Genomic DNA, 21,931 nt, shown 5'->3' with positions numbered 1-21,931 from the left:
TCCTGTGACAAGGGAACGGAACGACATCCTGCTCAGGTCGCGACGGCAGGGATCGGTGGCCCCACGCGCGCGGCCCGGCAAGACACCGGGCAGTATGTGACGATTGTGCGACCGCCGGGCGAAACGGTCAAGCGGGCAAAACATCATCCCCCCGCGGCCGTCAGCGCCAACCCGTCGACGACCGCGGTGAACGCGTCGCCCTGCGCCTGCCGGGCCTGCGGAAAGGCGGCCGCGACAGCCTGCCCGACCAGCCCCATCAGGCTGGAGCCGCCGACCAGAATCGCCGTCTCGACCGCCGCCGGGGCGATGCCCGCCAGACGGCAGGTTTCCGCCAAGGCCGCATCCAGCTCGGCGCGCGCCCGCGCCAGCGCCGCCGCCATCGAGGCGGCGTCGATCTCGGCGTAAAGGCCGCGCTCGATCTTGCCCAGACGGATCATCGCACCGGGTTTGCCCGCATTCGCCTCGATCTTGCCGCGCTCGACCGCGAAGGCGAGATCATGGCCCAGCTCGTCCTCGATCACCCGCGCCAGACGCGCGATCGGCTGCGGCGCGACGGCGAATTTCGCCAGATGCGCCACGGCTTTGCGGGTGTCTTGCGTGTAAAGGAAGGGGATCTTCGCCCAGGTCGCCAGATCGACGAAAATCTCGTTCGGCATCGGCAGCAGACCGGGGCCGAATTCGCGCCTGAGCTGCCCGCCCTGCCCCAGCAGCGGCATGACGTGATCCAGCGCGATGGCGCGGTCAAAATCGGTGCCGCCCAGCCGGATGCCGTGGCTGGCCAGGATCTCGACCCGGGCCCCGCTGACCCGGAACAGCGAGAAATCCGAGGTGCCGCCGCCGATATCGACGATCAGACCAAGCGTCGTGCCGGTCAGATCGGCGCAGGCGCGGGCGGCGGCCTCGGGCTCGGGGCAGAAACCGATCTCGGCAAAGCCCGCCGCCGAGAGGCAGCCGGTCAGATCGGCCAGCGCCCGGGCATCGCGGCCGGGATCGGCGTGGAAATGCACCGGACGGCCCGAAAGCACGCGGGAAAAGCACAGGCCGGTCTGCGCCTCGGCGCGGGTTTTCGTTTCCGCCAGAAAGGCGGTGACGACCTCGGCCAGGGTGCGGCGGCGCCCGCCGATCGGGCGGGGTTCATGGAACAGGGGCGTGCCCAGAACGCTTTTGAGCGCGCGCATGAAGCGGCCCTCCTCGCCCGCGACCAGCGCCGAAACGGCGGCGGCACCGATCCGCATCGGCCCCGGCTCGGCCGGAAAGAAGACCGCGGTGGGCAGGGTGTCGGCGGTGCCGTCCAGCGTCAGGCGACGCACCCGGCCGTCCTGCACGAGGGCGGCGGCGGAATTCGACGTGCCGAAGTCGATCGCAAGCGCAAGGTCGGTCATCGCAGGCCCCTTTGACGAAAAGAGGCCCGCTACAGGGTTTCGGCTGCTCTGGCAAGGGGGCGGGCGCGGCCCGGATCAGAGCAGGAAATCCCCCGCCGACAGCGCGCCCGTCGTGACATTGTCGAGCGTGATCACCAGCCCGTCGAGCTGGATCACCACGGCGCGGCCCGATTGCGTCATCTGCCCCGCAAGATCGGCGAAACTGTCCAGCCCCGCCACCCCGCGCAGGTCGATGTCGTCGGTGCCGATGCGGAAATCGGTGATCCGGTCGGCGCCGTCGCCGGTCGCGAAGACAAAGACATCGCTGCCAAGGCCGCCGGTCAGCGTGTCATTGCCGGTGCCCGCCGTCAGCCGGTCATTGCCTGCGCCCGCGCTCAGGCTGTCGTTGCCCGCGCCCCCCAGCAGCAGGTCGTTTCCGGCCCCGGCCAGGAGCCGGTCATTGCCCGCCCCGGCCGAGATCGTATCGGCATTGGCGCTGCTGTCGCCGGAGGCGGTGAAGCTGTCGTCGCCCGCGCCCAGATCGACCAGATCATTGCCGCCGGTGTCGGTCACGGCATCGATCCCGGCGCCGCCCTGCAGCGTGTCATTGCCCAGCCCGCCCGCCAGCCGCGAACCCGCATCCGAGGCGGTCAGCCTGTCGTTGCCCGCGCCGCCATCCAGACTGTCAATACCGCCAAGGCTGGTCAGCACCTCGTTGCCAAGCCCGCCCAGAACCGTATCGGCGCCCGCATCGGCGGTGTCGGTGAAAATGTCGTCGCCCGCCCCCAGATCGATGCTGTCGGCATCGGCGCCGCCGCTGACAGTGTCATTGCCCGCGCCCGCGAGGATCGTGTCGCGCCCGGCGCCGCCCAGGATCGCATCCGCGCCGTCATTGCCCGCCAGCCGGTCGTCGCCGCTGCCGCCGTCCAGACTGTCGGCGCCCGCGCCGCCGCTGATCACGTCATTGCCATCGCCGCCCCGCACGGTATCGGCATTGCCGGCGCTGTCGCCGCTGGCGGTATAGCTGTCATTGCCCGCGCCCAGATCGACCAGATCGTTGCCGCCGCTATCGGCCGCGCTGTCGGAACCGGCGCCGCCGCGCAGCGTGTCATCGCCCAGACCGCCCTGCAGCACGCCCCCCGCCGCCGAGGCGGTCAGGCTGTCATTGCCCGCGCCGCCGTCCAGACTGTCGCGCCCGCCCAGGCTGGTCAGCACCTCGTTGCCAAGCCCGCCCAGAACCGTATCGGCGCCCGCATCGGTGCTGTCGGTGAAGATGTCGTCGCCCGCCCCCAGATCGATGCTGTCGGCATCGGCGCCGCCATTCACGCTGTCATTGCCCGCGCCCGCAAGGATCGTGTCCCGCCCGGCCCCGCCCAGAATCGTGTCGCGGCCCGCGCCGGTCTCGAGCCGGTCGTTGCCGTCGCCGCCCGAGACGCTGTCGCCCCCGGTCGCGGTGTCGCCGGTGCCGATGTAGCTGTCGTTGCCCGCGCCAAGGCTCACCACATCGGCGCCGCCGCTGTCGCTGACCCGGTCGGCGCCGGTCCCGCCTTGCAGCGTGTCATCGCCCAGCCCGCCCGAGAGCAGACCGCCCGCAGGCCCCGCCTGCAGAAGATCGTCGCCCGCCTCGCCGTAAAGCGTGTCGGCGCCGCCGCGGCTGGTCAGCACATCCGCCCCCGCGCCCCCCCAGACCAGATCGGCGCCGGTGTCGGTGCCGTCGATGAAGATGTCATCGCCGTCCTGCAGCTGGATCGTGTCATTGCCCGCGCCGCCGGTGACGCTGTCATTGCCCGCCGCCGCGGTGATGCTGTCATTGCCCGCGCCGCCGTCGATCGTGTCGGCGCCCTGCCCGCCCAGAAGCGTGTCGCGGCCCGCGCTGCCCGCCAGCACCAGCCCGACACTGCCGCCGGAGCCGCCACTACCGCCCCCGGCCCCGCTGCCGCCAGCAAACAGGAAATGCGTCGGGTCCAGCATCGAGATCAGCAGTCCCGAGATCAGGATCGTGCCCTCGGCGGTGGCGATGCGCACGCCCGCGGCGGTGTCGGCCATCCGCGCCAGCAGCGCGCTCCAGTCGGCGATCGCGGCGATGGCGGAGAGATCGACATAATCGATGCTGGCGACCAGATCCGCGACGGTGTCGGTGCCAAAGCCGGTGCCGAAAGCGAAGATATCCGCCCCGGCGCCGCCGGTCAGCAGATCGTTGCCGCCCTCGCCCGCAAGCCGGTCGTCGCCCGCCTCGCCCGAGAGCGTGTCATCGCCCGCCCCACCCGCAAGCGTGTCATTGCCCGCCCCTGCGGCGATGCGGTTGGCGGCGGTGTTGCCGGTGATCCGGTCCGCCCCGGCGCCGCTGCGGACATGCTCGATCACCGTGCCGGTATAAATCACCATATTGCCGCGCTGCCCGAACAGATCCGAGATCGCCCCGGGCGTCAGATTGATCCGCGCCGCCTCGGCTCGGGCGGAAAAATCCAGCGTGTCGATACCGTCGGTGTCCATCAGGGTGAAGGCGACATTGGCGCGGTGGTTGGCCGTGCCCAGATAATCGAGCCCGTCGCCCGCGGTCGAGCCGCTGCCATAGGTGGTGTTGCCGCCATGCACGGCAGCCGGGGCGCCGTAAAGCGCCCGCATCGCCGCGATGTCAAAGGCCATCGGCGTCAGCAGATAGGCATAGCTCGCGCCGGTGTTCGGGTTCTCGCTCTGCGCGAAATAGGACATGACCGAGGTCTGCCAGCTGTCGTTGGCGTAAAGCGCATCGCTGGCGAACCGGGCCGAGCCGTTGTAATTGCCGGTATGGCCAAGACCCAGCGCATGGCCGATCTCGTGGACATAGGTCTGATAGCTGTAGCTGCCCGGCGTGCCGCCATAGGTGCTGAACCAGGACGAGGCCACATTGACGGTGGCGGCGACCATGTTGATGCCGGTGCCGCTCATCGCGCAATAGGCCCCGGCGGCGCTGTTCTGAAAGCCGATCTGGCCGCCGCTGGTGACGCGCAGGAAGGTGATCCCCGACACCGCGGACCAGCTGTCCAGCGCGGTTTCGATCAGGGCGCGCTCGGCGGTGCTGACCGAGGCGGTGAAGGAATAGGTCAGCGTGCGGGAGGCATCGAGCGCCCAGCCATAGGTGTAGCCGCCGAAATAGCCGCGGATGAGCTGCTGGACCGCCTGGTCCTCGGTGAAGGTGGGAAGGGGCATCCGGGCACTCCTGACCGGGCGCGTGCGGCACGCGACCGGGCGACCGACGGGCGGTCGGCAACGACGACGGAAAGGGGCGAACGCCTTCGGCGCGGCGGAAGAAAGGGCCTTCATGGCCACCGGAGGATCCGCTTCCGGCGCTGATCCTAGCCGGTCGCGGGGCGGTGCGACAAGCCGGGACCGCCGGGATTGCGGGGCAAGTTCCGCGGCGTGGTGAACAGAGCCTTAGCGCGGCCCTGCCCGGACCCGGCTTTCTTCATCGCTGCGGCGACAGGGTGGCGGGGGCGCGGCACGGCCGCGGCCAAACCGCGCCCGGGACCGGGCGGGCCGGTCGCGGCAAGGTCGCGCGGCGCGGCGCCGAATCAGGGCGCGGGCTCAGCCCCGGCTTTTGCGGATCGGATCGGCCAGAAGCCGCAGCCCGTTGAGCACCACCAGCACCGTGCCGCCCTCGTGGCCGATCACCGCGATCGGCAGGGGCAGCTCGAAGAACAGCCCCGAGAGCACCAGAACCGCCATCGCGCCCATCGCGAAGATCAGGTTCTGCCGGATGATCCGCGCCGTGCGCCGCGCCAGCCGGTGCGCTTCCGACAGCCGCGAGATGTCATCGGCCAGAAGCGCCACATCGGCCGCCTGCAGCGCCACATCCGAGCCCGCAACCCCCATCGCGATGCCGACATCGGCCCGCGCCAGCGCGGCGGCGTCGTTCACCCCGTCGCCGACGAAAGCCACCCGGCCCCGCGCGGTCAGATCGGCGACGATCTTCACCTTGTCCTCGGGGCGCAGATCGGCGTGGATTTCATCCGCGCCGATGCCCAGCTCGGCGCCGATCCGCTCGGCCACCGCGCGCCGGTCGCCGGTCAGCATCGCGACATGGCCGACCCCGCCCGCCCGCAACGCCGCAAGCCCGGCCGCGGTGCTGTCGCGCGGGCGGTCCTCGCAGGTCACCCCGCCGAGGATCTTCGCGCCCCGCCCCAGAAGCACCAGCGTCCGCGGCGCGTTTTCCAGCACCTCGGGCAGCGCCAGCGTCTCGGCCGCCCGCGCCCCCATCCGCTGCGCCAGCCGCGCATTGCCCGCCCAGATCACCCCCTCGTCATCGACCGCCACCATGCCTTCGCCGGGGACGGCCCGGGCCTCGCGCACCGGCAGCGGGGTGATGCCGAGGCGGGCGGCATGGGCGCGGATCGCCGCGGCGATCGGATGTTCGGATTGCGCCTCGATCCCGGCCAGACGGGCCAGGAACAGCGCCTCCTCGCCCTCGCAGTGGATATCGACGATCTCCTGCTTGCCGGTGGTCAGCGTGCCGGTCTTGTCAAAGGCGAAGGTCTCGACCTTGGCGAGCGTCTCCAAAGCCGCGCCGCCCTTGAACAGAACGCCGCCCCGCGCCGCCACCGACAGCGCCGAGAGGATCGCCGCGGGCACCGAAATCACGATGGCGCAGGGGCTGGCCGCCACCAGCAGCGTCGCCGCCTTGTAAAGCGCCGCGTTCCAGCCATGCCCGATCGCCCAGAAGGCGGCAAAGGCCGAGACCGCGGCCAGCAGAACCGCCACGGTGTAGCGCTGGCCGAACCAGGCCGAGAACCGCTCCGAGGGCGAGCGCGCCGCCTGCGCCTCGGTCACCAGCGCGATCATCCGCGCCACGGTGCTTTCGCCCAGCTCGCGCCGCACCTCGATTTCCAGCACGCCATGCAGGTTCACCGTGGCCTCGAAGACCTGCGCCCCCGGGGTCTTGTGAACCGGCACGGATTCGCCGGTGATCGTGCTTTCGTCGATCGCCCCCTCGCCCAGGACGATGACGCCATCGACCGGCACCCGCGCGCCCGGACGCAAGATCACCACATCGCCCGGCACCAGCGTTTCCACCGCCACCTCGACCAGGTCCTCGCCGCGCCGCTTCAGCGCCCGGTCGGGGCGCAGTTCCATCAGCGCCTCGATGGCGCGGCGGGCCCGCCCCATCGCCCGGTGTTCAAGCGTGGTCGACAGGCTGAACAGCGTCAGCAGCACCGCCCCTTCCAGCGCCGCCCCCACCGCAGCGGCGGCCAGCGCCGCGACCACCATCAGAAGGTCGATGTCCAGCTGGCGTTCCTCGATCAGCGCACCGACCGCCCGATAGGCCGCCGGAACCCCGCCGGTCAGAAAGACCGAGACGAGCGCCAGCGTCTCGACCCAGCCATTGCCCAGCCCCGGAAAGAGCCAATGCGCCGCCGCGCCAAGCGCCATCGCGGCGATCGTGGCCAAGGTCAGCACCAGCCTGCTCGTATCCTCTGTCATCGCGTTCCTCCCGTCCTGTCGATATCCCTGGCCGTACGCGGGTCGGGGTTGCGCCCTCATAGCGCGATTGGCCCGGGTTCGGCCAGAGCCGCAAGAGGCCCATGGCGCCGCAATCAGCCCCGGCCAGCCCCCCGAAATCGCGGCGGAATCTCTTTTGCAGAAAGAAGCTGTTAATCAAGCTGGCGTAGCTTGCCCGCATGACTCACGCGCTTTCGCCCCGCCAACAGGAAGACATCGCCCTCGGCTCGCCGCAGATGACGGCGTTGCGGGGCCTGTTCCTGATCTGCCTGCACCACGGCGTCACCCTGCCGGTCACCGAAATCCCCGCGCTGGAGGAGGGCAGCATCGCCCCCCGGCTTGAGGCGACCTTTCAGCGCGCGGGCTTTCGCAGCCGCCAGATCAGCGGCGGCAGCTGGCGCACGGCGAAGGGGCTCGGCTCGGCTTATCCGGCGCTGTGCGAGGGCAAGGACGGCCGCTGGTTCATCCTTGCCCATACGATCGATCTGCCCACCGGGCCGCATGCCGCCATCCTTGACCCCGCGCGCGAGGGCGAGGGCATCCTGTTCCTGCCGCAGGCCGAATTCGAGGCGCGCTGGTCGGGGCGGCTGATTCTGGCGCGGCTGCGCAAGACCGAAACCTCGGCGCGGCGGCCCTTTGGCCTGGGCTGGTTCGTGCCGGCGCTGCTGGAGCAACGCGCGCTGTTTGGCGGCGTCGCGGTGGCGGTGGTGGCGGGCAACCTGATCGCCTTTGCCCTGCCCTTCCTGATGCAGGTGATGATCGACAGCGTGATTTCCTCGCACAGCTGGAACACGCTGGCCGCGGTGCTCTCGGTCTATGTGTTTCTGGTGCTGTTCGATGCCGCCTTCAGCTATGTGCGCCAGCGTCTGATGCAGATCTGCGGCGGGCGGCTGGATGCGCGGATCGGGGCGGCGGTGCATGCGCATCTGCTGTCGCTGCCTTTGTCGGTGTTTGAGACGACGGCCGCGGGCGTTCTGGCCCGCAACATGCAACTGACCGAAAAGATAAGGCATTTTCTGGTCGGGCGGCTGTTTCAGACGATGCTGGATGCCGCGCTTTTGCCGGTTCTGCTGACGCTTCTGGCGCTTTTGTCGGGGCTGATGACGCTGGTCGTTCTGGGCTTTGCGCTGACCATCGCGGGGCTTCTGGCGCTGTTCCTGCCCGCGCTGCAGCGCCGTCTTTCGGCGCTTTACGACGCCGAGGCGGGGCGGCAGGCGCATCTGGTCGAGACGCTGCACAACATGCGCACGGTGAAGGCGCTGGTGCTGGAGGGCACGCGGCGCGGGCTTTGGGAAACGGCGCTGGCGCGCACCATCCGCAGCCAGTGGCAGGTGGGGGAACTTTCCGCCACCGTCAGCGCGCTGACCTCGCTGATGGAGCGGCTGATGCAGGTCGCGGTTCTGGGCCTTGGCGCCGAACAGGTGCTGTCGGGCTCGATCAGCGTCGGCACGCTGGTCGCGTTCATGATGCTCTCCGGGCGGGTCACCGGCCCCTTGGTGCAGATCGTCGGGCTGATCAACGAATGGCAGGAAGCCGCGCTGGCCGTGCGCACGCTCCGCGGCGTGATGGACCACCCGCCCGAGCGCGGCCCCGAGGTGCGGCCGATCCGCCCGGCGCTGCGCGGGGCGATCCGGATCGAGGATCTGTGCTTCACCTATCCCGGCACCGCGACGCCTGCGCTGGATCATCTGACCCTCGACATCGCCGCCGGGCAGGTGATCGGCATTGTCGGGCGCTCGGGCTCGGGCAAGACCACGCTGACGCGGCTGCTGCAGGGGATCGGCTCGGCGCAATCGGGCCGCATCCTGTACGATGGCAACGACGCGCGCCACATCGACCTGGACCATCTGCGCCGCTCGGTCGGCATCGTGCTGCAGGAAAACGTGTTGTTCCGCGGCACCTTGCGCGAAAACATCGCGCTCGCCCGTCCCGATGCCAGCCACGAGGCGGTCTTGCGCGCCGCGACGCTGGCGGGGGCGGCGGAATTCATCGACCGGCTGCCGCAGGGGCTGGACACCCCGGTCGAGGAAGGCGGGGCGAACCTGTCGGGCGGGCAACGGCAACGCATCGCGCTGGCGCGGGCGCTGCTGGCCGATCCGCCAATCCTGATCCTGGACGAGGCGACCAGCGCGCTTGACCCCGAATCAGAGGCGGTGGTGAACCGCAATCTCGCCGCCATCGCGCAGGGGCGCACGGTGATCGTGGTCTCGCACCGGATGAGTTCGCTGGCGCATTCGGATGCGATCCTGGTGCTGGATCGTGGCCGGATCGAGGATTTCGCACCCCATGCGGTGCTTCTGGCGCGCTCGCCGACCTATCGACATCTGTGGCTGCAACAGGCGGGGCAAACGGAATGATCCAGCTTGGCTCCATCGACCGCGAGGCCATCGCCTTTCAGGAAGAGCTTGACCGGGTGCAGGTCGAGCCGGTGCCGGTGCTGTTGCGGCTCTGGCCGTTTCTGGCGGCGGCGCTGCTGGCGGGGCTGATCGGGCTTGCCGCGATCCTGCGCGTCGATGTCGTGGTGACGGCGCCGGGGCAGCTGGCCGCGGCCGAGCCGCCGTTGCTGCTGCGCCCCGCTGCCAGCACCCGGCTTGATGCGCTTCTGGTGCGTCCGGGTGATGTGGTCGTGGCGGGGCAACTGCTGGCGCGGCTCGATCCGACCCAGCCCGAGGCCGATCTGGCCGCGCTTGAGGCCGAGCGCGATGCGCTTGCGGCCCGGATCGCGCGGCTGACGGCGGAACTTGAGGGCGGCGTGTTGGCCGGAACCGGCCCGGCGCTGGCCGCGGAAGCCGATGTGCTGACCGAGCGGCGGCTGGAAAGCCGCACCAAAGCCGAGGCGCTGCAGGCCGAGATCGCCTCGGCTGAGGCGCTGATCGAAGCCGAGACCCGCGATGGCGCGGGGCTGCGCGAGCAGCTTGCGATCTTGCGCGAGGTCGAGGCGATGCGCAACACGCTCGCCGAACGGCAAAGCGGCTCGCAGCTTGCGGTGCTGGATGCGCGGCTGATGCGGCTGCGCGCCGAGGCCGATCAGCGCGCCCATGAAAGCCGTCTGGCCGAATTGCGCGACCGCCGCGACCGCGCCATTGCCGAACACCGGATGTTCCTGACCGGCCTGAAACGCACCGCCACCGAACAGCTGGCCGAGGCGCAGCCGCGGCTGCAGGTGGTCAAGGAGCAGATCGCCAAGGCCCGGGCGCTGCGGCAGATGGCCGATCTGGTCGCCCCCCGTCCGGGCGTGGTGCTGCGCGTCGCCGAGGGCGGCGTCGGCAGCCTGATCGCGGCGGGCAATCCGGTGGTGGTTCTGGTGCCGACCGATGTGCCGCTGCTGGCCGAGATCGGGCTGCGTTCGACCGATGCCGGGCGGGTCGTGGCGGGCGATCCGGTCTCGATCAAGATCGACGCCTTTCCCTGGCGCGAACATGGCCAGCTGACCGGCACCCTGACCGAGGTCGGCCATGCCAGCTACCGCGCCCAGGGCGCTTCGGAGGCGCAACATCCCGCGCATGTGGCGCTTGATCCCGCCGCGGTGCTGCAGAACCTGCCGCCCTCGGCGACGCTGCTGCCCGGCATGACGCTCTCGGCCGAGATCCACACCGGCACCCGCTCTGTCCTGTCCACCTTCTTCGAACCGATCCTGCGCGGATTGGCCGAAGCCCTGCGCGATCCGTGATCGCCTCACCGCCCCGTTTTTCAGATCGCCCATGAAGGAGAACCCCATGACCGACGCAACCCCGATCGAAACCGCCGCCGCGGTGCCGATGACCGAAACCCGGACCGTGCTGCATGTCGGCTGCGGTCTTGCCCATCCGGCGAAACTGCCCGAGGCCTATTTCCCGCTCTCTGGCTGGCGCGAGCTGCGGCTCGACATCGATCCCGACGTGGCCCCCGATATCGTCGCCAGCCTGACCGACATGTCGGCCGTCGCCGATGCCAGCGTCGATGCGGTCTGGTCGTCGCACAACCTTGAACATCTGGCGCCGCATGAAGTTCCGGTGGCGCTGGCCGAGTTCATCCGGGTGCTGAAACCGGGCGGCTTCGTGCTGGTGACGATGCCCGATCTGCAGCAGGTCGCGACGCTGATCGCCGAGGGGCAGCTCGAAGAGCCCGCCTATATGTCGGGTCTCGGCCCGATCTCGCCGCTCGACATCCTTTACGGCTACCGCCCTGCCCTGGCCGAGGGCAATATCTTCATGGGCCACCGCACCGGCTTTACTGCGCGCTCGCTGACCGAACACCTGACCCGCGCCGGCTTTGCCGGTGTCACCGTCGAGCGCGATGGCCGCTTTGCGCTCTGGGGGGTTGGCACCCGGCTTGCCGCCGCCTGACCCGCCCGGCGCCGGAAAGCGAAGCCTCAGGACCGCGAAGGCCCGGATCAACCGATCCGGGCCTTTCGGCATTCTGATCCGAAGCGCCGCGCCGGATGGTGTCGGGGCGCCGTCGGGGCCGGATATGAAAACGGGGCCTCCTGACGGAAGCCCCGGATCGGGAAAACCGCTTCCGCCGAAACGGAAGCGGTCGATGTCGGATCGGATCAGAGCAGCAGCGCCGAACGCTGTTCGTCGGTCAGATAGCCGAGCTGGGTCGCGCTGAACGCCGCCACCTGGGTCGAGGTCAGCGCCGCAAGATCCGCGGTTTCCATCGCGCCAAGCATCCCGGCGTCGAGATCCTTGAGCTGGGCCGTGGTCAGCGCCACCACCTGCCTCGTGCCCAGCGCCGCAACGGCGGCCGTGGTCAGCTCGTTCAGCGCCGCAACGGACATCGCGCCGATCTGGGTGGAACTCAGGCTGGCGATCTGCGCCGTGGTGAAGCCCGCCCCCTGTTCCGAGGTCAAGGCCGCCAGCTGAACCGAGCTGAGCCCCTTCACCGCCGCGGTGGTCAGCGTGCCGAAATCCTGGCTTTCGAGCGCGCCGATCTGCGCCGTCGACATCGCGGCCACCTGCACCGCCGTCAGCACCTTCGCCTGAGCCGTGGTCAGCGCATCGACCTGAGCCGTGCTGAGCGCGCCGATCTGAGCGGTGCTCAGCGCCGCCACCGAAGCCGTCGCAAGCTGGGCGAAATCCGCGACCTCAAGCGCCTTGATCTGCGCCGTGCTCAACGCTTTCACCTGGGCCGAGCCCAGCGCGGCGGCCTGCGCCCCGGTCAGCGCCACGATATCATCGGTGCCAAGCCCCGCCAGAGCGGCCGTCCCCAGCGCCTTGACCTGCGCCGTCGTCAGCGAGCCGTTGATCTGCGCCGTGGTCAGACCGGTCAGCTGCGCCGAGGACAGGGCACCGATCTGCGCCGTCGTCATCTTCGCCAGCGTGGCCCCCGCCAGGGCGGCGATATCGGCGGTCTCAAGCCCCTTGATCGCCGCCGTGGAGAGCTGGGAGATCTGACCGGTGCCGATCGCTGCCGCCTGCGCGGTGGTCAACGCGGTGACCTGCGCCGCGGTCAGGCCCTTGACGGCCGCGCTCGACAGTTTGGCAAAATCAGCCGTTTCCATCGCCGCCAGCTGCGCGGTGCTCAGCGCCGCGACCTGGACCGAGCTCAGCGCCCCGGCCTGGGCGGTGGTCAGCGCCACGATGTCGGCGGTTTCGAAGCCGACCATGTTGCCAGCGATGAAACCCTTGATCTGCGCCGTGCCCAGCGCGGCGATCTGCGCCGTGGTCATCGCCCGGACCTGCGACGAGCTGAGCGCGCCGATCTGCGCCGAGGTCAGCACCGTCGCTTCGGCCGTGGTCAGCCCCGCCATGTCGGCCGTGCTCAGCCCCTTGACCGCCGCCGTCGAGAGCTGGGCGATCTGCGTGGAGCTCAGCGCCCCCGCCTGCGCATCGGAGAGCGCCGCGATCTGCGCCGAGGTCAGGCCCTTCACCGCCGAGGTGCTCAGGCCAGCGATATCGGCGCTTTCGATCCCGGCCACCTGCGCGGTGGTCATCGTCGCGATCTGCGTCGAGGTCAGCGCGCCGATCTGCGTGCTGCTGAGCGCCGTGATGTCGGCCGAGGCAAGCCCCTTGATCCCCGCGGTGGTGAGCTGCGCGATCTGCGCCGTGGTCAGCTGGCCAAGCTGGGTGGTGGTCATCGCATCGACCTGCACCGAGCCGAGGCCCTTGATCGCCGCCGTGCTCAGATCATCGATCGCCGCCGTCCCGATCGCCGCGATCTGACCCGTGCTCATGGCGGCAAGTTGCTTGTCATTCAGGCCCTTGACCTGCGCCGTGGTGAGGGCGGCGACGGTCGCGGTGGTCACCCCGGCGATGGCGGTGGCGCTCAGCGCGCCGACCTGCGCCGAGGTCAGACCGGCGACGGTGGCGGTGCTGACGCCCGCGAGCTGCGCCGAAGACAGCGCGGCCAGTTGCGCCGTGGTCAGCGCCGCAACCTGGGTCGAACTCATGTTGGTGGCCAGATCCGCCGAGGACAGGCCCTTGACGGCGGTGGCGCTCATGTTGGCGATCTGCGCCGTGGTCAGCTGGCCCACCTGGGCGTTCGTCAGCGCGCTCACCTGGGCCGAGCCGAGCCCCTTCACCGCCTCGGTGGTCAGGCTGGAGATCGCGGTGGTGGTGATGTCATCGATCTGCGTCGAGGTCAGCGCCGCAACCTGCTTCGACGAAAGCGCCGCGACCCGGGCGCTGTCCAGCGCACCGATGAAGCCCGAGGACAGCCCGGCGACCGCCGCGGCGTTCAGCGCAGCCACCTGCGCGGTGCTCAGCATCGAGGCCTGAGTGGTGGCCAGATCGTCAAGCTGCGTCGAGCCAAGGGCCGCGATCTGCGCGGTGGAAAAGCCCGCCAGCTGCGCCGAGGTGAAGGCGGCGATTTCGGCCGACTCGAACCCCTTGACCGCGGCGGTGGTGAGACCGCCGATCTGCTCGGCCGTCAGCGCGGCGGCGGCGGCGCTGCTCAGCGCGGCGATCTGCGCCGAGGAGAAGCCGCCAAGGCCGGTGGCCGTCAGCCCCGCAAGGGTGGTCGTGGTGATGTTGGGAAGCTGCGTCGTGGTCAGCGCGGCCAGCTGGCCCGAGGAGAGAGCGGCCGCCTGATCCGAGCCGAGCGCGCCGATCGCCGCCGCGGTCAGCCCCTTGATGCCCGCGGTGGACAGCACCGCGACCTGGGTGTCGAGCAGCGTCGGGATCTGGGTCGCGGAGAAACCGGCCAGCTGCGCCGAGGTCAGCACGCGCAGATTGGCGGTGCCAAGCACCGGCAGCTGATCGCTGGTCAGCGCGCCGAGTTGCGCCGACGTCATCGAGGCGACATCGGCCGTCGTCAGCGCCGCGATCGCGGAGGTCTCCAGCGCCGCGATCTGGGCCGTCGTCATGAGAGAAATGGCAGTCATGGTAGGTTCCCGGGTTGAAGGATCAACATTCTGCACCGTCGGAACGTTTGCCGACGGGCATCGGCCGGTTCTCGGCCACGCATGTCACCGGACCCTGCGCGCAAGCCGTTACGAAGCGGTTAAATCCGCCCCTTCGCAGCGCGCGCACCCTTGCAAAATTAGGTCACATTCAATTCAACCGCGGGAAAAGCGCCGCTCTTTACCGCGTATTTACCTTGCGATGCGAGGCTCGCGCCGAGGCCTCTGCGAAGGTCGGCATCCAGAAGGAGTTTGCCCTTGCCATCCGTCGTTCCGTTCCTGCCCCTGCCCGGCGACACCCAGACGATCGCCGCGGCGCTGCACCAGCCCGGCGGCTTCACCGCCGAGGGCGATCTGGCGCCGCATCTGGCGCGGGCGGTGGCGGCCCTCGGGCTTGAGGGGCTGGTGGGCATCGGCGAGGCCGTGGTCCCGGCGCAGGCGGTGGCGCTTTATCGCGCCTGGCTTTTGCAGCATGGCCAGAATGCGGACTCGGCGGCGGCCTGGTACAATCTGGGCGTCGCGCTGCAGCGGCTGGGCAAACCTGTCGAGGCGACGGCGGCGCTTGAGGCCGCGCAAAGGCTGCGGCCCGGGCTGTGGCAGGCGGGGCTTGGCCGCGGGCTGGCCTTCGAGGCGGCAGGCGCCCCCGACGCGGCGCTGAATGTCTGGCGCGAGATCCTGCCCCCCGCCGAGGCGCGACGGCAGATCCATATTCAGATGGCACGGCTGCTCGAAGATCGCGGCCGTCTGGGCGAGGCGATCGAGGAGGCGCGGGCGGCGCTGTTGATCGACCCCGACCAGCCCGACGTGATCCAGCATCTGGTGCACAACCGCCAGCGCACCACCGCCTGGCCGGTGACCGGGCTTGCCGTGCCCGGCCTGTCCGAGGAGATGGCGGCACTCAATGCCGGTCCCCTCGCGGCGCTGGCGCTGGTCGATGATCCGGCGCGGCAGGCCGAAATCTGCGCCAGCTGGATCGGCCGCAAAATCCCTGCGGCGCCGCAGCTTCTGGCGCCCGCGGGCGGTTATGACCATGACCGGCTGCGCATCGGCTATCTGTCTTCGGATTTCTGCCGCCATGCGATGAGCTATCTGATCGCCGAGCTTCTGGAACGCCATGACCGCACGCGCTTCGAGGTTTACGGCTATGACCTGACCCGCGACGATGGCAGCGACGTGCGCGCCCGGGTGCTGGCGGCGCTCGACCATCACGTGCCGATCCAGGAGATGACCGACGAGGCCGCCGCCGCGCGCATCCGCGCCGATGAAATCGACATCCTGATCGATCTGAACGGGCTGACCAAGGGCGCGCGTCCGGCGATCTTGCGGGCGAAACCGGCGCCGATGCAGGTCACCTATCTGGGCTATATCGGCCCGGTGCCGCTGCCCGAACTCGATTATCTGCTGTGCGACGCGGTCACCGTGCCGCCCGAGTGCGAGGCCGATTACAGCCCCCGCCCGCTGCGGATCGCGGGCTGCTATCAGGCCAATGATGGCGTCATGCCGCAATTGCCCGCCGTCAGCCGCGCCGAGGAAGGCCTGCCCGAAGATGCCGTGGTCTTCACCTGCGTCTCGCATCATTACAAGCTGACCGAGGCGGTCTGGGGCGCCTGGTGCCGCATCGTCGCCCGGGTGCCCGGTTCGGTGCTCTGGATCATCGACGACAACCCGCAATCGCGCGCGGCGCTGACGGAGCGCTGGGCCGCGGCGGGGCTGGCGCCCGAGCGGCTGATCTTTGCCGCCCGCACCGATCCGGCGCGCTATCGCGCCCGGCTGGCCTTGGCCGATCTTTTCCTCGACACCACGCCTTACAACGCGGGCACCATCGCCTCGGATGCCTTGCGCATGGGGCTGCCGCTGATCACCACCCGCGGCCGGGCCTTTGCCGCGCGGATGGGGGCAAGCCTGCTTACCGCGATCGGCCTGCCCGACTGCATTGCCGAGGATCTGGCGGGCTATGAGGATCTGGCGGTGGCGATCGGCACCGATCCGGCGCGGCTCGGGGCACTCAAGGCGCATCTGGCGACCGGCGCCTGGGAGCGCACCCTTGGCGATGCCGAGGATTTCACCCGCCGTTTCGAAGCCGCGCTGCTGGCGGGCCGGGCCGCGCTGTGACGCGATCTCCGGCTTGCGTCTGCAAAGCTGCCTGAACGCCCTTGCCCCCGCAACGGGCGCAATCTGAACAGTCCGGCGGCGCCTGTCGCCCGACTGTCATGAAAACTTCACTGGATCGGATCATTACTTCCTTTATTCAGGAAGTATGGAAAAAACTTACCCCACCCCCGAGGCCGCCGCGGCCTTCGCCTGCCTTGGCCACCCCGGCCGTCTGGCCGTGTTCCGGTTGCTCATGCGCTTCGCGCCGCGGGGCGTGCGCCCGACGGACATCGCCGCGGCGCTGGGGCTGAAGCCAAACACCCTGTCGCATCATCTGGCCGATCTGACCGCTTGCGGGCTGGTCACAGTCTCCCGGCAAGGGCGGTCGCTGTTCTACGCCGTCGACCTTCACAAAACCGAAGCCCTGATCGGCTATCTCGCCCTCGATCTGGGCCGGGCCCGTCCCGACCTCATGCCAAAAGCCCTCTTCCAAAAGGCACATCTCATGCCCGATACGCCGTTCAACGTGCTCTTCATCTGCTCGGGCAATTCCGCCCGCTCGATCTTTGCCGAGGCGCTGTTGCGCGATCTGGGGGCGGGCAAGTTCAGCGCCCATTCCGCTGGCACAAGGCCCGGCAGCACGATCAACCCTTTCGCGCTCGCGGTGCTCACCCGCAATGGCCATGACACCGCGGGGCTGCGCGCGAAACATCTGTCAGAATTCCAAGGCCCGGCCGCGCCACGGATGGAGTTCGTCTTCACCGTCTGCGACACCGCCGCCGCCGAGGAGTGTCCGCCCTGGCCCGGCCAGCCGATCACCGGCCATTGGGGCCTGCCCGATCCGGTGAAGGCCACCGGCACCGAGGCGGAAAAGGCGCTCGTCTTCGCGCAGACCTACGGCGCGCTGCGGGCGCGGATCACCGCCTTTGTCGCGCTGCCCTTCGACACGCTCGACCGGCTTGCGCTGCAAAGCCGCATCGATGCGATCGGCATCGCGCTTGAAAAGGGCTGAGCCATGGCCAGACTTGCGATCAACGGCCTTGGCCGGATGGGAAAACTGCTGCTGCGCCGGCTGGTCGATCTGGGCCGGGGGGCCGAGATCGTGCTTTTGAACGACGCGGTGGGTGATACCGAGGCCCATGCGCTGCTGTTGGAATTTGACACGGTGCATGGCCGCTGGCCGACCCCCGTTTCCGCCTCCGAAGGCGGGCTGATGATCGATGGGCAGCGCATTTCCCTGACGCGGGAAAAGACGCTCGAAGCCCTGCCGCTGGCGGAATTGGGCGTCGATCTGGTGCTGGACTGCACCGGCCATTTCAAGACCGCGGCGAAGGTGCAGCCCTATTTCGATGCCGGTGTGCGCAAGGTCGTCGTCTCGGCGCCGGTCAAGGACGAAAGCGCGCTGAACCTTGTCTATGGCGTCAATCATGCGCTTTACGATGGCAGCCAGCGGCTGATCACGGCGGCGTCCTGCACCACGAACTGCCTGGCCCCCATCGTGAAGGTCATCCACGAAGCGCTTGGAATCAAACACGGATCCATCACCACCCTGCATGATGTGACGAACACGCAAACGATCGTCGACCGCCCCGCGAAAGACCTGCGCCGGGCGCGCTCGGCGCTGATGAACCTGATCCCGACCACCACCGGCTCGGCCACGGCGATCACGCTGATCTATCCCGAGCTGAAAGGGCGGCTCAATGGCCATGCCGTCCGGGTGCCGCTGCTCAATGCCTCGCTGACCGATTGCGTCTTCGAACTCGCGCGCCCGACCACGGTCGAAGACGTGAACAGCCTGCTCAAATCCGCCGCCGAGGGGCCGCTGAAAGGCATCCTCGGCTTCGAGACCCGGCCGCTGGTGTCGTCGGATTTCACCAACGACCCGCGCTCGGCGGTGATCGACGGGCCCTCGACGATGGTGGTGAACGGCACGCAGCTGAAGCTTTACGCCTGGTATGACAACGAATGGGGCTATGTCTGCCGCCTCGCCGATATCGCCCGAATGGTCGCCGCAAACCTCTGATATTCCTTTTATCTTGCTTCAAATATCCTCGGGGGTCCGGGGGCAGACAGCCCCCGGCGGCCCGAACTGGAACCCGCCATGTCCGACAATCCGATCCGCGCCTATGCCGCCGTCACCGCCGCCTATTGGGCCTTCATGCTCACCGATGGCGCGCTGCGGATGCTGGTGCTGTTGCAGTTCAACGGGCTGGGCTTCAGCGCCGTGCAACTTGCCTGGCTTTTCCTGCTTTATGAAGTCGCGGGCATTGCCACCAACCTTGGCGCGGGCTGGCTGGCGGCGCGCTTCGGCCTGGCCGCCACGCTTTACGGCGGGCTTGGCCTGCAGGTCGCGGCACTGGTCGCGCTGACGCAACTTGACCCCGGCTGGTCGATCCCCGCCTCGGTCGCTTTCGTGATGGCGGTGCAGGGCGTCTCGGGCGTGGCCAAGGATCTGGCGAAGATGTCGTCGAAATCCGCCGTCAAGCTTCTGGCGCCCAGCGGGGACGGCGGGCTTTTTCGCTGGGTGGCGGTGCTGACCGGCTCAAAGAACGCGGTGAAGGGGCTCGGCTTCTTCCTTGGCGCGGCCTTGCTGGCGCTTGTCGGCTTCAAACCGGCGATCTGGGGCATGGCGGCGCTGCTGGCCCTGATCCTGATTGCGGTCGTGGCCTTCCTGCCCAGGGGCCTGCCCGGGCGGATGAGATCTTCGGAGGTCTGGGGCGGCTGGCGGTCGCAAAACCCGCAGGTGAACCGGCTGTCACTGGCGCGGATGTTCCTCTTTGGCGCCCGCGATGTCTGGTTCGTCGTCGGGCTTCCCGTTTATTTTCAGGCGGTTCTGTCCGACGGCACCGCCGAGGGCCGACGCGAGGCCTTCTTTCTGACCGGCGGTTTCATGGCGCTCTGGATCATCGCTTACGGCGCGGTGCAGGCCTTTGCGCCGCGGCTTCTGGGCGCGAAATCCCAGCCCGAGGCGGCGATCACCGCAAAAGCCATCACCTGGGCGGGCTATCTGGTGCCGATCCCCTTCGCCCTGAGCCTCGCCGTGGGGATCGCCCCCGCGCCCGCGCCGTGGTTGACTGCAACGCTGCTCATCGGGTTGCTCGCCTTCGGCTTCGTCTTCGCGGTCAATTCCTCGGTCCATTCCTATCTGATCCTCGCCTTTGGCGATGCGCGGCGGATCACGCGGGATGTCGGTTTTTACTACATGGCCAATGCGGCGGGGCGGCTGATCGGCACGCTTTTGTCGGGGCTGAGCTACCAATTCGGCGGGCTGGCGCTGTGCCTGGCCACCGCGGGCACGATGGCGGCCGCCAGCTGGTGGGCCGCGCGCAGACTGGCGCGGTCAGAAGCACCCGCGGATCAATCCTGATTCTGGCCCGCCGCCGCGGGCCGAACCACAAAGGTCAGCGCTGGCAGCGATCAAACCGCAGCGTTTTCTTGCAAATCCGGGGATGATGGAGCGGGTGAAGGGAATCGAACCCTCGTCATCAGCTTGGGAAGCTGCGGCTCTACCATTGAGCTACACCCGCGTTGCCGTTCAGATAAGCGATGCCGCCGGGCGCGTCAAGCACCCAGCGTTCCGCCGCGACGACGACGGCGGCCGCCGCCCTCGCCCGAACCGCCCGCGTTGAAATTGACCTCGGGCAGCGTCACCAGCGTGCTCAGCTGCGGGAAAGAGTCGGTCGCATGCGGGATCGCATTGGCCGCGACGAAATGCTCCTGAAACCGCGGCTCGATCGCGGTCTCGATCTTCACGATCCGGCGCACCTGCGCCTCGATCCCGCGCCGCGCCGCCACCGAACACAGCGCCATCCGCGCCCCGGTCCCCGCCGCATTGCCCGCCGAAGTAACCGCCTCCAGCGCCACATCGGGGATCATTCCCAGCACCATCGCATGTTTCGGACTGATATGGGCGCCAAAGGCCCCGGCCAGAACGACCCGGTCGACCCGGTCCACCCCCATCTCGTCCATCAAAAGCCGCGCGCCCGCGTAAAGCGCGGATTTCGCAAGCTGAATCGCCCGGATATCGCCCTGGGTGACGGTGATCCGCGGCCCCTCGGGGCTGGCGTCATGGATCACATATTCCTGCGTCCGCCCCGTCGCCACGCAGCGCGCGCTGCCCACCTGCCCGGCCGAGCCGATCAGCCCCGAGGCGTCGAGAATCCCCGCGATCCGCATCTCCGCCACCGCCTCGATGATGCCCGAGCCGCAGATGCCGGTGATCGCCGGCGTGCCGAAGGCCGGATCGTCCGACCAGTATTCGTTGCCGATGATGCGAAAGCGCGGCTCCTTCGTCACCGGATCGATCTCGATGCGCTCGATCGCGCCCGGGGCCGCGCGCTGCCCGGACGAAATCTGCGCCCCTTCAAAGGCAGGGCCGGTGGGCGAGGAACAGGCCAGAACCCGGGTGCTGTTGCCCAGAAGGATCTCGGCATTGGTGCCGACATCGACGATCAGCGACAGATCCTCGCGGGTTTCGGGCGCCTCCGACAGCGCCACGGCGGCACAATCGGCGCCGACATGGCCCGCGATCAAGGGCAGGATATAGGCCCGGGCGCCGGTGGCGATGGGCGTCAGCCCGATCTCGGCGGCAGAGAGGCTCAGCCCCTGCCCCGTGGCCAGCGCGAAAGGCGCCTGCCCCAGCTCGACCGGATCGAGGCCGAGCAAAAGATGGTGCATGACCGGATTGCAAACGATCACCGCCTCGACCACGGCGGCGCGGTCCACCCCCGCCTCAAGCGCCAGCGCCTCGGCCAGCGTGGCAAGCGCGCCCCGCACCGCCGCCGTCATCTCGGCCGCGCCGCCCGGGTTCATCATCGCGTAACTCACACGGCTCATCAGATCCTCGCCAAAGCGGATCTGCGGGTTCATCAGCCCCGAGGAAGCAAGCACCCGGCCATCGTCGAGCGCCACCAGATGCCCCGCGATCGTGGTCGAGCCAAGGTCGATCGCCAGGCCGTAAAGCGGCGCCTCGCGCAGGCCCGGAAACAGCGCAACAAGCCGCGGCGGGGTGCCGTCGCCCGCCTCCTGCACCGCCGCCGTGACCTGCCAATTGCCCTTGCGCAAGACCGGCTGCAGCTGCGCCAAAACCGCAAGATCGGCCTGCAAGCCATTGATCTGCCATTGGCTTTCCAAAGCCGCCGCAAGGCGTTCGAAATCGCTTGCGGGCTCGTGCATCGAGGGCTCGGCGACTTCGACGTAAAGCGGCCGGGTCGCCGGATCCATCTCCATCACCCGCTCGGAGGCGGATTTGCGGATCACCTGCCGGTGCACCTGGCTCTCGGCGGGCACGTCGATCACCACATCGCCCATCACGCAGGCCTGACAGCCCAGCCGCCGGCCCGGTTTCAGGCCGCGGATGCGGTCGTAGCGCTCCTCGACCGCGTTGAGCGGGCTGAGCGCCTCGGCGCCGACGCTGACGCCATGTTTGGGAAAATCGCCATAGCCCGGAGAGATCTGGCATTTCGAGCAGATGCCGCGGCCACCGCAGACGGAATCGAGATCGACGCCCAGCGCGCGGGCCGCCGCAAGAACCGGGGTGCCCCGGGCCACCCGACCGCGTTTGCCCGAGGGCGTGAAAATCACCAATGCGTCGTCACTCATCGCGCTCTCCCTGTTGCACCCTTCGTTCTAGGGCAGGCCGCGCGCAAGGCAAAGCCCGGCTGCGACAGCAGGTCGCGGCTTT

The 21,931-nt window shown here is 69.2% G+C and carries 12 protein-coding genes and 1 tRNA gene; 7 read left to right on the top strand and 6 right to left on the bottom strand.

Annotated features, from left to right (window positions below):
- Nucleotides 1-143 precede the first annotated feature (143 nt).
- From AC4PTB_RS07455 to AC4PTB_RS07445, 3 genes are all read right to left on the bottom strand, one after another.
- Nucleotides 144-1,382, bottom strand: a complete 1,239-nt coding sequence (locus AC4PTB_RS07455) for an Hsp70 family protein (RefSeq protein ID WP_492192381.1) — start codon at nucleotides 1,380-1,382, stop codon at nucleotides 144-146.
- Between the two features lie 75 nt (nucleotides 1,383-1,457).
- Nucleotides 1,458-4,550, bottom strand: coding sequence for a M10 family metallopeptidase C-terminal domain-containing protein (locus tag AC4PTB_RS07450; protein ID WP_492192380.1), 3,093 nt, complete (start codon nucleotides 4,548-4,550; stop codon nucleotides 1,458-1,460).
- 375 nt (nucleotides 4,551-4,925) lie between these two features.
- Nucleotides 4,926-6,818, bottom strand: a complete 1,893-nt coding sequence (locus AC4PTB_RS07445) for a cation-translocating P-type ATPase (RefSeq protein WP_492192379.1) — start codon at nucleotides 6,816-6,818, stop codon at nucleotides 4,926-4,928.
- 197 nt (nucleotides 6,819-7,015) lie between these two features.
- Between AC4PTB_RS07445 and AC4PTB_RS07440 the strand changes: the two genes are divergently transcribed.
- The 3 genes from AC4PTB_RS07440 to AC4PTB_RS07430 are packed head-to-tail and all read left to right on the top strand — an operon-like array spanning nucleotide 7,016 to nucleotide 11,161.
- Entirely contained in the window at nucleotides 7,016-9,193 is a 2,178-nt protein-coding gene (locus AC4PTB_RS07440; protein WP_492192378.1) for a peptidase domain-containing ABC transporter, read from the top strand.
- Complete coding sequence (locus AC4PTB_RS07435; protein WP_492192377.1) at nucleotides 9,190-10,506, top strand: HlyD family type I secretion periplasmic adaptor subunit; 1,317 nt, start codon at nucleotides 9,190-9,192, stop codon at nucleotides 10,504-10,506. The genes AC4PTB_RS07440 and AC4PTB_RS07435 overlap by 4 nt, the downstream gene beginning before the upstream one ends.
- A gap of 46 nt (nucleotides 10,507-10,552) precedes the next feature.
- A complete protein-coding gene (locus AC4PTB_RS07430; RefSeq protein ID WP_492192376.1) occupies nucleotides 10,553-11,161 on the top strand; it encodes a class I SAM-dependent methyltransferase in 609 nt (202 codons plus the stop codon).
- A 206-nt stretch (nucleotides 11,162-11,367) separates the two neighbouring features.
- Here the strand turns inward: AC4PTB_RS07430 and AC4PTB_RS07425 are convergent, their stop codons facing one another.
- Nucleotides 11,368-14,121 (bottom strand): beta strand repeat-containing protein, encoded by a 2,754-nt coding sequence (locus AC4PTB_RS07425; protein WP_492192375.1) that lies wholly within the window; start codon nucleotides 14,119-14,121, stop codon nucleotides 11,368-11,370.
- 294 nt (nucleotides 14,122-14,415) lie between these two features.
- Here AC4PTB_RS07425 and AC4PTB_RS07420 point away from each other — a divergent pair, with 294 nt between their 5' ends.
- From AC4PTB_RS07420 to arsJ, 4 genes are all read left to right on the top strand, one after another.
- Nucleotides 14,416-16,269 carry an O-linked N-acetylglucosamine transferase, SPINDLY family protein gene (locus AC4PTB_RS07420; protein WP_492192374.1) on the top strand — a complete coding sequence of 618 codons (1,854 nt, stop codon included), beginning with the start codon at nucleotides 14,416-14,418 and terminating at the stop codon, nucleotides 16,267-16,269.
- Between the two features lie 145 nt (nucleotides 16,270-16,414).
- Nucleotides 16,415-17,260: a metalloregulator ArsR/SmtB family transcription factor gene (locus AC4PTB_RS07415; protein ID WP_492192373.1), complete on the top strand. Its 846-nt coding sequence runs from the start codon at nucleotides 16,415-16,417 to the stop codon at nucleotides 17,258-17,260.
- 3 nt (nucleotides 17,261-17,263) lie between these two features.
- Entirely contained in the window at nucleotides 17,264-18,271 is a 1,008-nt protein-coding gene (locus AC4PTB_RS07410) for an ArsJ-associated glyceraldehyde-3-phosphate dehydrogenase (RefSeq protein WP_492192372.1), read from the top strand.
- 78 nt (nucleotides 18,272-18,349) lie between these two features.
- Nucleotides 18,350-19,615: an organoarsenical effux MFS transporter ArsJ gene (gene arsJ, locus AC4PTB_RS07405; protein ID WP_492192371.1), complete on the top strand. Its 1,266-nt coding sequence runs from the start codon at nucleotides 18,350-18,352 to the stop codon at nucleotides 19,613-19,615.
- An 86-nt stretch (nucleotides 19,616-19,701) separates the two neighbouring features.
- Here the strand turns inward: arsJ and AC4PTB_RS07400 are convergent.
- Together AC4PTB_RS07400 and AC4PTB_RS07395 are read right to left on the bottom strand one after the other, a co-directional pair.
- Nucleotides 19,702-19,775: transfer RNA gene (locus AC4PTB_RS07400), tRNA-Gly, on the bottom strand.
- Between the two features lie 34 nt (nucleotides 19,776-19,809).
- On the bottom strand, nucleotides 19,810-21,849 hold the full coding sequence (locus tag AC4PTB_RS07395; RefSeq protein ID WP_492192370.1) for an ASKHA domain-containing protein: 2,040 nt from the start codon (nucleotides 21,847-21,849) through the stop codon (nucleotides 19,810-19,812).
- Between the last annotated feature and the right edge of the window lie 82 nt (nucleotides 21,850-21,931).

This window comes from Rhodobacter sp. 4.3.4 (assembly GCF_058724655.1).
This window is presented reverse-complemented; position numbering and strand designations above follow the sequence as displayed.

What these genes read in the sequence shown, in the direction of transcription:
- AC4PTB_RS07445 (WP_492192379.1), bottom strand. Translation starts at nt 6,818, where the DNA reads ATGACAGAGGATACGAGCAGGCTGGTGCTGACCTTGGCCACGATCGCC.
- AC4PTB_RS07415 (WP_492192373.1), top strand. Translation starts at nt 16,415, where the DNA reads ATGGAAAAAACTTACCCCACCCCCGAGGCCGCCGCGGCCTTCGCCTGC.
- AC4PTB_RS07395 (WP_492192370.1), bottom strand. Translation starts at nt 21,849, where the DNA reads ATGAGTGACGACGCATTGGTGATTTTCACGCCCTCGGGCAAACGCGGT.
- AC4PTB_RS07450 (WP_492192380.1), bottom strand. Translation starts at nt 4,550, where the DNA reads ATGCCCCTTCCCACCTTCACCGAGGACCAGGCGGTCCAGCAGCTCATC.
- AC4PTB_RS07435 (WP_492192377.1), top strand. Translation starts at nt 9,190, where the DNA reads ATGATCCAGCTTGGCTCCATCGACCGCGAGGCCATCGCCTTTCAGGAA.
- AC4PTB_RS07430 (WP_492192376.1), top strand. Translation starts at nt 10,553, where the DNA reads ATGACCGACGCAACCCCGATCGAAACCGCCGCCGCGGTGCCGATGACC.
- AC4PTB_RS07455 (WP_492192381.1), bottom strand. Translation starts at nt 1,382, where the DNA reads ATGACCGACCTTGCGCTTGCGATCGACTTCGGCACGTCGAATTCCGCC.
- arsJ (WP_492192371.1), top strand. Translation starts at nt 18,350, where the DNA reads ATGTCCGACAATCCGATCCGCGCCTATGCCGCCGTCACCGCCGCCTAT.
- AC4PTB_RS07425 (WP_492192375.1), bottom strand. Translation starts at nt 14,121, where the DNA reads ATGACGACGGCCCAGATCGCGGCGCTGGAGACCTCCGCGATCGCGGCG.
- AC4PTB_RS07410 (WP_492192372.1), top strand. Translation starts at nt 17,264, where the DNA reads ATGGCCAGACTTGCGATCAACGGCCTTGGCCGGATGGGAAAACTGCTG.
- AC4PTB_RS07440 (WP_492192378.1), top strand. Translation starts at nt 7,016, where the DNA reads ATGACTCACGCGCTTTCGCCCCGCCAACAGGAAGACATCGCCCTCGGC.